General features: G+C 57.8%; 10 protein-coding genes and 3 pseudogenes. 7 read left to right on the forward strand and 6 right to left on the reverse strand.

The window, feature by feature from the left end:
- Nucleotides 1-40 precede the first annotated feature (40 nt).
- From KPG66_RS16715 to KPG66_RS16730, 4 genes and pseudogenes are all read right to left on the reverse strand, one after another.
- On the reverse strand, nucleotides 41-766 hold the full coding sequence (locus KPG66_RS16715) for a hypothetical protein (protein WP_237071575.1): 726 nt from the start codon (nucleotides 764-766) through the stop codon (nucleotides 41-43).
- 117 nt (nucleotides 767-883) lie between these two features.
- Nucleotides 884-1819 (reverse strand): hypothetical protein, encoded by a 936-nt coding sequence (locus KPG66_RS16720; RefSeq protein WP_237071576.1) that lies wholly within the window; start codon nucleotides 1817-1819, stop codon nucleotides 884-886.
- Between the two features lie 385 nt (nucleotides 1820-2204).
- A pseudogene (locus tag KPG66_RS16725) lies at nucleotides 2205-2599 on the reverse strand (transposase); the annotation flags it as partial.
- A gap of 308 nt (nucleotides 2600-2907) precedes the next feature.
- Nucleotides 2908-3645, reverse strand: a complete 738-nt coding sequence (locus tag KPG66_RS16730; protein ID WP_237071577.1) for a hypothetical protein — start codon at nucleotides 3643-3645, stop codon at nucleotides 2908-2910.
- A gap of 548 nt (nucleotides 3646-4193) precedes the next feature.
- Between KPG66_RS16730 and KPG66_RS16735 the strand changes: the two genes are divergently transcribed.
- The 5 genes and pseudogenes from KPG66_RS16735 (at nucleotide 4194) to KPG66_RS16755 (ending at nucleotide 8693) form a co-directional block, all read left to right on the forward strand.
- On the forward strand, nucleotides 4194-5732 hold the full coding sequence (locus KPG66_RS16735) for an alanine/glycine:cation symporter family protein (RefSeq protein ID WP_013429057.1): 1539 nt from the start codon (nucleotides 4194-4196) through the stop codon (nucleotides 5730-5732).
- Nucleotides 5733-5921: 189 nt separating this feature from the next.
- Nucleotides 5922-6768 (forward strand): annotated as a pseudogene (locus KPG66_RS16740) (DMT family transporter).
- Nucleotides 6769-6931: 163 nt separating this feature from the next.
- Complete coding sequence (locus tag KPG66_RS16745) at nucleotides 6932-7327, forward strand: response regulator (RefSeq protein WP_041755092.1); 396 nt, start codon at nucleotides 6932-6934, stop codon at nucleotides 7325-7327.
- A gap of 496 nt (nucleotides 7328-7823) precedes the next feature.
- Entirely contained in the window at nucleotides 7824-8039 is a 216-nt protein-coding gene (locus KPG66_RS16750; protein ID WP_237071578.1) for a hypothetical protein, read from the forward strand.
- Between the two features lie 66 nt (nucleotides 8040-8105).
- The gene (locus tag KPG66_RS16755) at nucleotides 8106-8693 is read left to right on the forward strand and encodes an AAA family ATPase (RefSeq protein ID WP_237071579.1); all 588 of its coding nucleotides are present in this window, start codon (nucleotides 8106-8108) and stop codon (nucleotides 8691-8693) included.
- A 483-nt stretch (nucleotides 8694-9176) separates the two neighbouring features.
- On the opposite strand, the gene KPG66_RS16765 is transcribed toward KPG66_RS16755, so the two are convergent.
- Together KPG66_RS16765 and KPG66_RS16770 are read right to left on the reverse strand one after the other, a co-directional pair.
- A complete protein-coding gene (locus KPG66_RS16765; RefSeq protein ID WP_237071580.1) occupies nucleotides 9177-9437 on the reverse strand; it encodes a hypothetical protein in 261 nt (86 codons plus the stop codon).
- A 176-nt stretch (nucleotides 9438-9613) separates the two neighbouring features.
- Nucleotides 9614-9979: a DUF2471 family protein gene (locus KPG66_RS16770; RefSeq protein ID WP_237071581.1), complete on the reverse strand. Its 366-nt coding sequence runs from the start codon at nucleotides 9977-9979 to the stop codon at nucleotides 9614-9616.
- Nucleotides 9980-10055: 76 nt separating this feature from the next.
- Between KPG66_RS16770 and KPG66_RS16775 the strand changes: the two genes are divergently transcribed.
- A complete protein-coding gene (locus tag KPG66_RS16775) occupies nucleotides 10056-10331 on the forward strand; it encodes a hypothetical protein (RefSeq protein WP_013428284.1) in 276 nt (91 codons plus the stop codon).
- Nucleotides 10332-11523: 1192 nt separating this feature from the next.
- Nucleotides 11524-12298 (forward strand): annotated as a pseudogene (locus KPG66_RS16780) (autotransporter domain-containing protein); the annotation flags it as partial.

Consider the following 12298-nt stretch of genomic DNA (forward strand, 5'->3'; position numbering starts at 1 on the left):
TTCCTTGTGCTTTAGTTGCCAGTTGTAGCACCGTTCCATGCTAGCGGTGGGACGTCGCCGACCGCGCCGCTCCATTCTCGTATTCTCGCGGAATCGGCGGCGTTGGCGGCAGATCGCTGACATTCACTTTAGGGGGGGTGCGTAGGACATTTCGGGGCAGTTTCGTTTCCACACTATTTTTTTTCGAGGGTTCTTGCTTCGCGTCGGTCCCATTGCGCGACGCCCATGGCAACTCCGTATTGGACGTCGTCGAGTGGGGCGGCAGTGAGGTGACAGGTGACTGGGGCAGCGATTGTTTTGCTGCGGATGCTTCTCTTTCGGCCAATTTGGAAAAATATTCAGGGTCCTCTGGTTTTAATGACCTTATCGAGCCGTTTGCAGGGTATTTCATTTTTTCATTAATTTCCTGAATCGTAGAGTCATTCGGTACCTTAGGCAGCTCAAATAAGCTGTCTGTCCATGGACGGTGTTGCGGGAGAATGTCATTCTTATTTTTATTTCTTTTGAAAAGCTTGTTAAAACCCGATAAAACCCCCGATGCGGAGCGGCGTGTCGCTGACGACGATGACCGCTCGTTTTTTGGGGCTGCTGGCTCATTAGTCGTGCGGCGAAAAAGGGAGGAAGAAGGGAAACGGAGACGTTCCATACTAATGACCTTTAATAGGTGGTGAATGTCGAATAGAGTAAGGGTTGGGTCTATTGCTTTTCCGTCATATCCGAGGTATTGGCGAGCGAAGCGAAGCATGGCGTGTCCAGGAACAGCCATCAACACGTCGCTGTGGAGTCATGTGGGTCCGCACGCCGCCCGTTGCTTGCCGCTGTGCGCAGAACGCCTGTTCCTACCGCTTCGCGAAAGGTCCATATGTGGCAAGTTTCCCCTGGGTCACTCCATTGTCGAATCTTTATCCGATTTGCTCAGGCCTGCTGGTGGAGCGTGATTTTCATGCTCGACAGGTAACCAATGCCCCGTCTCGCTCGCCGTTTTCCACCCTTCGAAGATCAAGGTCTGTTTGCGTAAAGACGCTGTCTCCATTTTTTGGGTGGCGAGTTGGACTATTGCTGCCCTTGCGAACGCCTCTTTGAATGAAGTGTGACTGCTTCGGATAGTAGAACCCGAGGGTCTTTTATTCGATTTCGGCGGACGGGGCGGTGTTGCCGGAGCGGTTTGCTTCGATGAAATGTTGCCTTCGGTAGGGCGGAAAGCCGGGATGGACGGTCTTTTTGTTGACTTCGGTGGGCGGAACGGTATAGCCGTGTCGGCTTGCTGCAGTTTTGTACTAGAGAGATCGGCGCCACGAAATTGCGCCGTATCGCGCGACGAGTGGGCTTGAAAATGAGCAAGTGATTCCTTTCGTTTGGGCAGGATGATGGTCGTGCCATTTACCGTGACTGTGCCAGTTTGGGCCGAGTTTTTTGTCCCAACTCCGGCACGATTGTCAGCAGGGGCAGGAGGTGGCGGAAATTGAGGAAACTGCTTAATGGGCTCGCTTTCTGGTGTAATCAGTTCGTTCTCCGGCATGGTTAACTGGGTTGTAGCCTGCCTAAGCTTGCTCTGCGAGGAGCCGCATGGGTAAAAGACCTTTTTCAGTAGCTTGGCCGCATTCCGGAATGTCCGTGACGCTTTCCAGTCGGAGGGGGCCTGCTTTTCCGTTGTCGGTTGCGTCGATATCGTCTTTTTCTTGCGGGAAGGCAATACGTCGAATTTGCTTTGCCGAAACCGCTCGTGTCCCGCGACGGTGTTGCCGGACGTCGTCACATTGCCCCGGGGTGTCGGATCGGGTTGGCGTGCTTGGCGAAATGGGTTGATCTTGATGTTCATGATGGTAGTTAGGATAGGAGTGGCTCACATACGCCGCCATCAGTTTCTGTTTGAATATCGGATCCGTACAAACGGTTCGGGACTTCGTGATGCAGTGGATGCCGGAATACCGATCGTGCAAAAAAAGGGACGGAACGAATAACGCATCCGTTCCACACTGATGGTCGTCGATGCTAGAGAAAGTAGGAGTAGCGTAACGGCCGTTAGACTGTCCGTTTCGGTCATAGCCGAGATATTGGCGGGCGAGGCGAAGCGCGGCGTGTCCAGACGGGGATAGGTCAGGGATCTTGTGTGCCGAGGTCAGTTAAAAGATCTCAACTGATGGCGTTCGTGAACCGGTCGCCGAACAGAATGGCGAACTGATTGACTGCCTGCCGCAAAGTTTCAAGCGTATGGTATGATCATCCGGGACAAGGGGCCTTGGAGGGCACTTCGGGTGGGCAGGCCGTTCATAGACGATGAGCGTGGCTTGCCGGTCAAGTAAAATATCAAGCTTCAACTCGCCATTGGACGTGGTTACCGTCTTGGGGCTCTGGTGCCATTGCGATGATTGCCATCGTTGTCTTGCTTGGCTTTGCTTTCCAGGTGGTGCGTTAGTTTCGCCGCGAGCATGCGCTCAGCCAGTTGCTTCTTCAATTACCCGGCTAAGCCCGATTCGCTCAAAATCGACTCGGCATCCCTGCTTTGCATCCGCGCCAGCAGTTGACCCATCAGTTCATCGGGGAGCAGCTTCAACGCCTTCGGGTTCTTGCTCTTTTTAGTCACTGTTGCTTCGGTCATAGGACGTTTATTTATTTCCGTTATCGTCTCATGATCCCGGCACACTAAGACTCTGGCAGGCTCCGGCACGCCGCTCGATGCTTGCCGCTATGCGCAGAGCCCCGGTTTCTGCCGCTCCGGCAAGGCCCCATATGGGACAGGTTCCCCTGGGTCACTCCATCACGGAACCTTTATCCGATCTACTCAGACCTATGGGTGGACTATGGGTGGAGTGAGATTTCCAGGCTCGACAGGTAGCCAGCGTCCCGACTGTTTCGCCGTTTTCTACCCTTCGGAAGCCAAGGTCTTTTTGCGTAAAGATGCTGGCATCATTTTTCTCTGCCTTCCCTCGCGTATATCTTAATCTCATCGGTGACCCATTGCGCGAGCGAGTCAAAATGTTTGGGCTGCTCGAACCTTAGAGTATTACCCTTCACTGTTTTCTCCCTTTCGGAGAGTAGGGTCTTTGTGCTTAACAACTTGGCCTTCATTGTTTTGTCTTCGACTTCGACTTTTTCGAATTTGACTTTTCTGACGTTGACTTGGCCTGCTTTTACCCTCGCGAACGCCTCTTTTGACGAAAAGCCACTGCTTCGAAGAGCCGAGACAGCCTCATGGGTGGCCAGATGCACGAGCGAGTCTTTTCGTTTGGGTGGCTTGATGCGTGGAGGAACACCCTTTGTCGTGCTGGTTTGTGTAGAAGCTTTCGTTCCAACGCCGACGCGATTGTCAGCGGGGACGGGGCGTGGCGGAACTTGAGGAAACCGCTTAATAAGCTCGTTCTCTGGCAAAAGCTTGCTTTCCGACGAGCCGCATGGGCGGAAGACCTGTTTCAGTCGTTTGACCACATTCTGGGCTGTCCGTGACGTTTTCGAGTCGGTGGAGGTCCGCTTTTCCGCTGGCGGTTGCGTCGATATCGTCTTTTTGTTGCGCGAAAGCAAGCCGTCGAATTTGCTTTGCCAAGGTCGCTCGCGTCCTGCGGCGATATGGCTGGATGTCGTCACATTGCCCCGGGGTGTCGAAACGGATTGGCAGGCTTGGCGGAATGGGTTGATCTTAATGTTCATGATGGGCGGAAGGATAGGAGGTGGGTCCACATTACGCCGCTATCAGTTTCTGTTTGACTGTCGGATCCGAATAAACGGTTCGGGAAGCGAATGGCCGCGTGCTGTTGGATGGCGGGGGCGTACGTTTTATGTGTCAGCGTTCTCTCGGTGTAGCCGACAAATCGAGTGGGCATTCGACGGGGAATCCGTGGACTATCAATGATGGCCGCCAGTGGTTTAGGGCGACGCGACAGGCGACGTCAATAAGGAAATACCCGCAATTATCGATAAGTCAAGTTCTGGCGTTCTTAACGTACCTTCTCGCGCTGCTTGTCACCCTGGCTAGCACTAGCCGGGAACCTCGACGAGCCACCATGGCTGCGAGGCGTGCGGTGACCACTGACTTCCTCCAAGCGAACCTTTCATTGTTATGGATTCAGGTAATTAATACCGATTCGAGCAGCGGTACAGCGAATAGCCGTAATTAATTCTCCTGGAACCACCCCTGCGGCGGCTTGTTATGTGTAAAATTCGGACGCTGAAATCAATTCGTAAGGGTTGTAACAGGAATGAGCGTGGGAGTTTTTCTGGCATCGGCCATTGGCCACCTGAACGGAGTGTTGTGGAACTACATGCTGATCGCGCTGTTGCTGGGCGCGGGAGCATGGTTCACATGGCGCTTTGCCGGCATCCAGCTTCGCGCACTGCCGCTGAGCGTGCAGACGTTGTTTTGCGACGATGGCGAGGGCAAGCGCAAGGGCGACGGCATTTCCTCGTTCCAAGCCTTCGCTACGGGGCTTGCGAGCCGGGTCGGCACGGGCAACATCGTGGGTGTTGCCGTTGCATTGAGCGCCGGCGGTCCTGGGGCGATCTTCTGGATGTGGCTGACCGCGCTGCTCGGCATGGCGCTCGCGTTCGTCGAGGCCACGCTCGCGCAGATATTCAAGGTGTCCCATCACGACAATACCTTTCGTGGCGGTCCGGCCTACTATATCTGGGTCGGATTGCGTTCCAGACGCCTCGGGATGGTGTTTGCCGCATCGTTGATTCTTGCGTTCGGCCTCGTGTTCAACGCGGTGCAAGCCAATTCGGTCGCGGACGCGCTGCATGCGTCGTTCGGTACAAACCGTGCCGTCACGGGGGGCTTACTGATCGTATTAATCGCGCCGGTGATCTTTGGCGGGATTCGCCGCATTGCACGCATCGCGCAGTTCCTCGTACCGGTGATGGCCTTCGGCTACCTTGCGCTGGCCGGCTACGTGCTGTTGGCGCACTTGAGTTCGTTTCCGGCGATGATCGCGTTGATCGTGCGCAGTGCGTTCGGCCTCGAGCAGGCGGCCGGTGGCGTCGCGGGCTACGCCATCAGCCAGATCGTCGCGGTCGGCATCAAGCGTGGGCTGTTCTCGAACGAGGCGGGCATGGGTAGTGCGCCGAATGCGGCAGCGACCGCGACCACGCGCCATCCTGTCACGCAGGGCCTGATCCAGATGCTCGGCGTGTTCGTCGACACGATCCTGATCTGCAGCGCGACGGCGTTGATCATCTTGTTGTCCGGCGAGTACCAGCCTGGCGCGCCGGTCGAGGGCGCAGTGCTCACCCAGCGCGCGATGTCCAGCCATGTGGGCGATTGGGGCGCGACGTTCCTGACGTGCGCAATCTTCATGCTCGCGTTCTCGTCGATCATGGGGAACTACGCCTGTGCCGAAGGCAATGTCACGTTCATCACGCGGCGCAAGGATGTGCTGATTGGGTTCCGATTCGCGGTGCTCGGCATGGTGATGTTTGGCAGCGTCGGCAAGCTGCCGCTGATCTGGTCGATGGCCGACTTGAGCATGGGGCTGATGGCCACGATCAACTTGTTAGCGGTCCTCGCGCTCGGCAAGTATGCACGCGCCGCTTGGCTCGACTATTGTGCTCAGCGTAACGCCGGCATCGCGCAACCCGTGTTCAACCGGCACACGATCACCGGCTTGGATGCGATATTGCCGCAGGGCGCATGGAATGGCGATGCATATCGCCATTCCACCACCCGAAAGGGCGTTGGTGCGCACTCGGTTTCGGCGAAAAGCGTGCGCTCGGTGCCGGCTTGGGCAACCGACTCTAAGTAACTGGCGATAATGTTTATCGGCGCTGCGGGGCTGCGGCGTCGCGTGGCTGGAAGCCGCAGCTGTGGCGCCCGCGGCTGTGCGGCGTGCGGTTGGCGGCAAGGCTGTCCCAGGCGTTGCGCATGCAGGTTTGAACGAGACCTGAGCTTTACGCAGCGCAGTAATGCCGATTTGGCGAACAGCACGTCTTCCATGGTTTTCGTCGTTGCTGCCGCGTTTGTCGCGTTGTGGTCAACGGGTTTTATCGTCGCGCGCGCAATCACGCTGTACGCTGACCCAAACCTGTATTGACTAGGGCGTTTTGCCGGCACCGCACTGCTGTTTACTGTGGTGTCGGCCTGGGTAGCGCACGTGCGCTGGTTCGATCGCGGTGAGTCGGGCAAACCTCTGTTGGCCGACGCGCTACTGCAAGGCTTCTATCTCAGCGCGGGCTATTGGGCGGTGGCGCAGGGACTCGGCTTCGCCGTGATGGCTCTGCTAGGTGCGCTGCAACCGCTATTGGCGGCAGTCATGGCATTGATCGCGGTTGTTTGGAGAGCGGCTCTCGTTGCGAGGTTGGGCAGGCCTGTGGGTGGGTTTGGCGGGTGTGGCGCTCGTTCTGCTGCCTAAACTCGCTGCACACGACGCTGCTGTGCTGCCCCATGCGGTCGCCGGCGCGACCGCATGGGGCAGTGGATCGTGGTGACCGCGGTGATCTTCGCGGTATTAACGATCACGGCGAGGACGCTGTACCAGAAAATGTCGTTGTCGAGCGCGCACTTGAGCAGCGCCGCTGCGTTACAGAACGCCGGCGCCGCGCTGATCGCCGCTGGTCTCGCACTGGTGCTTGGCGAGCACCGCTTTGTCGCCGCGCCGCAACTATGGGCATCGCTGGCGTGGGGTATCGCGATGCTGTCGGGTGTCGCGACGACCTTGTTGGTTTGGAGGGCACGACGCGGTGACGCATCACGGGCGACGACTCTGCTGTTCCTGATGCCACCGTTGGCCGCATTAGAAAGTTATCTGGCGTTTGGGCGAAACGTTGCTGCCGGTGCAATAGATCGGATTTGCCATCGCGTTGGCGGGCGTGCTGCTTGCTCGCACACGAGCGTCCGCCCGCTGAACCGGTCGCCGATCGTGCACGCGAAGGTTTTCTTACATGTTTGAGTGCACGCGAGTTGCCGCATCCGGGAGCGGCGGCACTCGGATGGTTGGAGCTAAACGTGACGACGACTGTACTCCTTGTCGACGACGACCCGGAAACCCTTGCTGCCTGGGCCATTTGCTGCGCGCAGCAGGGCTACGGGGTGCAGAGCGCCACCGACGGCGGGCATGCGCTGGCACTGCTCGATGCGACACAAATCGATATTGTCGTGGCCGACTGGCGTATGCCCAAAATGTCGGGCAGTGCATTGTGTCAGGCGATACGTAATCATCCCGCGCTTGCCGACACGCTGTTCATTCTTGTGTCGGGCGAATCCAGTCCGCCCGCGTTCGTCCGCTATGACGCGTTCCTGCGCAAACCGCTGGATTATCCTGAACTGTTTGCAACGATGCGCCGGTTGCTCGACGTGCGCGCCGAGGAGCGCGCCGCGACGCGCAGGCTGCCAAGCGTCTGATGCCTTCGCGGCGGGGCGCGATGGCATGGCGCTGGCCACTGGCCGCTACGTGTGTCCGGCCATTGGCAGCCGGTGTGTGCAAGTGATCGTTGGGTCCTCGGCCACTGGCGCTGCACGGCCGTAGTTGGGTGTAGGTCGCGGGTTCTTCGCGCATGCCGGTTCCGAACGCCGTTTCATGTCCGTGATTCAGGGGCGCGCAACCGACCAGCCCAATATCGTTGTGCGGTATGCGGGCCTCGGTATAGCCGGCTGCGCGACGCGCTGGCCATTGATCCGTCCTCGCCAACAAGGCTCGACGGCACATCGATGCTGCACCTGTTGCTGATCGAGATCGGCCGGATGTGTCGGCGCGCATTGCGTTGTTCATGTACGCGGCCAAATCGCCGTATCGCGACAAGCCGCACTTTGACGGCCAGAACGTGCTCCAGAACGGCAGGACGTTGCCGTATCAAGTCCGGAATGGCTGATTGAACCGCTGGTCGCCGCTCTGCTCGGCATGGATGCCGCGCGTGACGAGGCGATTGCGCTCGCTCCGACCATTCAGTTGGCGTTGTGCGGTGCCGCTGGCATGACCTCATATGCGACATCGTCGTTGCCGCAGGTCCCGGACGACTTGCTGTTCCGCGTCACTCAACTGTATAACGGCGATCCGCAACTGCACCGCCTATGGCGTGCGACGATGCAGGCGCGCTCACTGGCGATCTGCGAATAGCTGGGCTTGCAAATAGTGGATCTGCGAATAGCTAAATCTGTGAAGGATTGAATCGGGGCGACGCCAATGGCAGATAATGAGTTCATTTGTGTGGACCGCTTCCATGTGATCACCGGGGGACCAGGGTCGGGCAAGAGCACGCTGCTCGACGCGCTGCAGGCGGCTGGCTATGCACGTTCAGTCGAAGCAGGCAGGGGGGTGATCCAAGACCAGGTACGGATCGGCGGTCCGGCGCTGCCATGGCATGATCCCGCGCTGTTTGCGCAACTGATGCTGTGCTGGGAGATGCGCTCGTATCATTTGGCTTGCGAGTGCGGCGTGCCGGTCCTGTTCGATCGAGGCGTGCCCGATGTCGTGGGTTATCTTCGTCTTTGCGGCTTGCCAGTGCCGCCACACGTGTTACGCGCCGCGCAATCGTTTCGCTACAACTGCCAGGTATTCATTGCGCCTCCTTGGCGCGAGATCTTTGTGCAAGATACTGAAAGAAAGCAAGATTTCGACGAAGCACAGCGCACGTACGATGTGATGGTGTCGACATACGACGCACTGGGCTACCGGTTGGTCGAGCTGCCTTGCGGGCCGGTGAGTGAGCGGGCTCGGTTTGTCATCGAGCGGATTACGTGTGGCGGGGCGCTTACGATCGCCAGACGCTGAACGCCATCCTTGATGGCGCGTACGCGCGTCACCTCGCGTTCGCCAGCGATCGCGGCGCGTACGGCATCCCGATGGCGTGCTGGCGGGACGGTGACTGTCTATAGGCAAGTGGTACAAATATGATCACCACTGGCTGATGCCGCAGCAATCATTTCGCTCGACGTTGCGTTGAATCGCGTTTAGGTGCGCACGTTGTATGTCACGCGCATCGGATTGCCGTCGGGGCCGATGATGCGGGGAATAGGGTTCATGCTAGCCGGCGCGGCCGACCCCCGTGCAGGCGGTGGCGTGACCGATGCGGTCGCTGTTCCGCCAAGTGCGAGTTCCGGACGTATCACCGGCAGCGTTTGCACGCAGTGCGATCGTCGGTGGCAATTGCCGTTCTGTCAACGGCTTGCGCTGCGTATGCCCAGCTTATCCACAGCCTTCCCAACATATTCTGGGGATAACACGACACCGCGGCAAACTACCGGTTCGTACGGTCTAGCCAATCGAGCAGTGCCTGGTGGAAGGCCGGTGGATCCTGCATGTGTGCGTGTGGCCGAGATACTCAAATTCGATCAGCGTCGCGGTTGGCACGCGCCAGTTCGGGATACCGTTCAAGCCGTGCCGCCGGTTAGTCGAAGCCTCGAATTCGGCACCATAGGCCGGACCGTCATCCGGGGCCATTTCCGTGCAAGCCAGCGCGGCTATCGCGATACACGCCAGGTAGAGCAATGGCACGAGCGTCGCGCGCAATTTCATAGGGCAATGCCAGGCAGCGTGGTCCGACTGCGGGTGTATGTGTAGTGGTGGAGCGGTGTCCTTTTGATCGACTCACTGTATCAGCGCCGGAACACCGGTGTGCTGTCCGATGGCATTGGCACTGATACCGACACCAATGCCGATATCGGCACCGGCTGCCGACGCGCCTGCACGGTCTATGACATTGCGGCCGTTTTGTATTGGACTTGCGGCGGCCGGGGCGCCGGCGTCGCGACCAGATCATAGACGTCGAACACGAACCACGTAATCAGTGGCACGCGTTGCGCGCCTGACACGCACACCACCTCGTCCGAGTGCGGGAAGTCGTGCTCCAGCGATGGTGAGAACAGGGCAAGCAACGAGGCGTCGTGGCGGCAGCTCAGCCCGAGGTCGGACAGCGCCTCTGCTTCGATGTCGTGAAGGCGCCGCCATGTCAGCGGCTCGCCGCGGACCCGATATCGGCCGGCGATCGCATGCACGATTCGCCGCAGATCGGCGGCGGCGCGATCGAACGCCCGTTCCGAGAAAAATGCATCGTCCATCTTTATCTCCTTGCGTTCGTATACTGTATATTTATACAGGTATTGGCGCAAGTGGCGTTTTCCCGGAGGTGCCGCAATGCCCGGCAAACCCATGCGCCGCTCGATGCCGCAGGTGGCAGTATTCGTGGATGCGCTACGGGCGGCGTTCGGCGACGTGGAAATCGATTCAATGATTGCACGCGGCTTGGCCGGCGAGCCGGTGTTCTATGCGCAGGAGGGGGGCGAGTCGATCGGCACGCCTGTGCCATGCAGCAGTGAAGGATGGCGTGGCGCCGGCCTGGCCGCGCGTCACTATTGTCCTGATTGCAGCGGCGATTGCGTCGGTACCGCACGCCGCTGCACCAAGCCGTAGCAGCCCCGTTTTCTGTTGGTGCGACAGGCATTTAGCATGTGTATCCAATGGTTGTCCACATCGTTGCAAACAAAATTTGTGAATAAGCCGGCGTATGCTTGAACGTTGGTGGCTGCGACACCCGTCGGATGCTGAGCGGTGTCATTCAATTCAATGAGAGTTCGTCGTGAGAACGATCTTCGCTTGCCGGTCTCGGCTCGCGTGTCTGTGGCTCGTCGTGTTGTTTTTGCCGCTGCGCCACTTGCGCTTGTGCATGTCCCACTCGGTCGTCGAGCCGGCAGCTCACGAGCGCGTCTCGATCGCGCTCGATGCAATGGCGCCTGGTGTTTATGCCGTGAACTGGTGGCTGTCGCTTTGGACGGGTGCCGCACGCATGGCCGCTATTCATTCGCTGTCAGGTAGCACTATCCGTTCACCCCGAAGTAGCATGTGCCGCTTGGGTCGGTGACATCAAGCCAGCCGATGTGGCGCGACAGCGGTGCCGGCTGGCACAAGCTGCTCAAGGTCAGCTGCTCGTTGCCCGTTATTGCGCGGGGGGAAACAAATGCCGCGGGCTCAAGCACTTGCGTCGTTTGTCCCGAGGATATTCACAGGGACGTTCACAAAATCTGTGGAGAACTGCGTGCACTCGTGTCCGCACATCACATCCAAGCGTGATGTCGTCGGCACCGTGTGGTCAGCGCCGAAGTGCATGTTGAAGTAGCCTTTCTGCGTTAGGCTACTTTTGTGCCATGTCCAACTCCAGACCGTTTTCTGCTTCATTGGTTAGACGGCGACGTTACTGGGCTTGCCAAGCAGTATAGCGGCGAAGATCAGGTCGGAGCGTCGACAAGCGCAATCGCCGTCGTATCTGTTCATTTCGGCATTTGCTTTTCTGCAAATCCGTAATTAATGTTGAAGTCAAATCTATTACGCGGGTTTGTAGTCGGCATCAGTCAGGTGGCGCTCAATGTTTTCGATACTGAGAAGATCATTCCAGGTCCTTATCCGACATTTTCTTACCCTATAGCGCAGTCACTGTAAGCAAATCGTCAGTAAGTCGTTAGAGTGCCGGGGGTCATCCGTCGACGGCTTATAGAAGGACAGCGTGAAAGAGCCAGCTTGCTGCTTGTGCAAGCAGGAAAAGTCTTGTTGTGTATTCTTAGAATTATTAACTTGTTAGTTTAATAATAAATTGACGTTTTTTGAAGATATGAAATTAAAATTCACTCCCGGTCAATGTGCGGAACGTATCCGTTTATTTTCATCAAACCGCGTGCTGCGCGCGATTATGTCGTGCGCGGTCGTCTATTTCGCAGTAGATAGCACGGACGTAAATGCTACAGAAGAAAGGAAAAACAAGTTGCACGTATCGGGTTCTTCCAATTCTGAGCAACCGGCAGGGCTAAGTAAAAAGGCGCAGAAGAAGCAGAAAAAAGAGCAGGGAGCACGGCAGTCAGTTCTAGATAGGCAGGAAGCGCGGCGAAGAGCTCAAGAGGAGCAGGAAGCGAAGCGGGTAGTCGAAAAGTTGTTGCAGGATCAAAAGGAGCAGGAAGAGAAGCGGGTAGTTCAAGAGCAGCCGGAAGCGAAGCGGGTAGCTCAAGAGCAGCCGGAAGAGAAGCGGGTAGCTCAAGAGCAGCCGGAAGAGAAGCGGGTAGTTCAAGAGCAGCCGGAAGAGAAGCGGGTAGTTCAAGAGCAGCCGGAAGAGAAGCGGGTAGCTCAAGAGCAGCCGGAAGAGAAGCGGGTAGCTCAAGAGCAGCCGGAAGAGAAGCGGGTAGTTCAAGAGCAGCCGGAAGAGAAGCGGGTAGTTCAAGAGCAGCCGGAAGAGAAGCGGGTAGCTCAAGAGCAGCCGGAAGAGAAGCGGGTAGTTCAAGAGCAGCCGGAAGAGAAGCGGGTAGCTCAAGAGCAGCCGGAAGAGAAGCGGGTAGCTCAAGAGCAGCCGGAAGAGAAGCGGGTAGTTCAAGAGCAGCCGGAAGAGAAGCGGGTAG

Source organism: Mycetohabitans sp. B2 (assembly GCF_021733735.1).
In the GTDB taxonomy this organism is placed as follows: domain Bacteria; phylum Pseudomonadota; class Gammaproteobacteria; order Burkholderiales; family Burkholderiaceae; genus Mycetohabitans; species Mycetohabitans rhizoxinica.

What these genes read in the sequence shown, in the direction of transcription:
- KPG66_RS16715 (WP_237071575.1), bottom strand. Translation starts at nt 766, where the DNA reads ATGGCTGTTCCTGGACACGCCATGCTTCGCTTCGCTCGCCAATACCTC.
- KPG66_RS16720 (WP_237071576.1), bottom strand. Translation starts at nt 1,819, where the DNA reads ATGAACATCAAGATCAACCCATTTCGCCAAGCACGCCAACCCGATCCG.
- KPG66_RS16730 (WP_237071577.1), bottom strand. Translation starts at nt 3,645, where the DNA reads ATGAACATTAAGATCAACCCATTCCGCCAAGCCTGCCAATCCGTTTCG.
- KPG66_RS16735 (WP_013429057.1), top strand. Translation starts at nt 4,194, where the DNA reads ATGAGCGTGGGAGTTTTTCTGGCATCGGCCATTGGCCACCTGAACGGA.
- KPG66_RS16750 (WP_237071578.1), top strand. Translation starts at nt 7,824, where the DNA reads ATGGATGCCGCGCGTGACGAGGCGATTGCGCTCGCTCCGACCATTCAG.
- KPG66_RS16755 (WP_237071579.1), top strand. Translation starts at nt 8,106, where the DNA reads ATGGCAGATAATGAGTTCATTTGTGTGGACCGCTTCCATGTGATCACC.
- KPG66_RS16765 (WP_237071580.1), bottom strand. Translation starts at nt 9,437, where the DNA reads ATGAAATTGCGCGCGACGCTCGTGCCATTGCTCTACCTGGCGTGTATC.
- KPG66_RS16770 (WP_237071581.1), bottom strand. Translation starts at nt 9,979, where the DNA reads ATGGACGATGCATTTTTCTCGGAACGGGCGTTCGATCGCGCCGCCGCC.
- KPG66_RS16775 (WP_013428284.1), top strand. Translation starts at nt 10,056, where the DNA reads ATGCCCGGCAAACCCATGCGCCGCTCGATGCCGCAGGTGGCAGTATTC.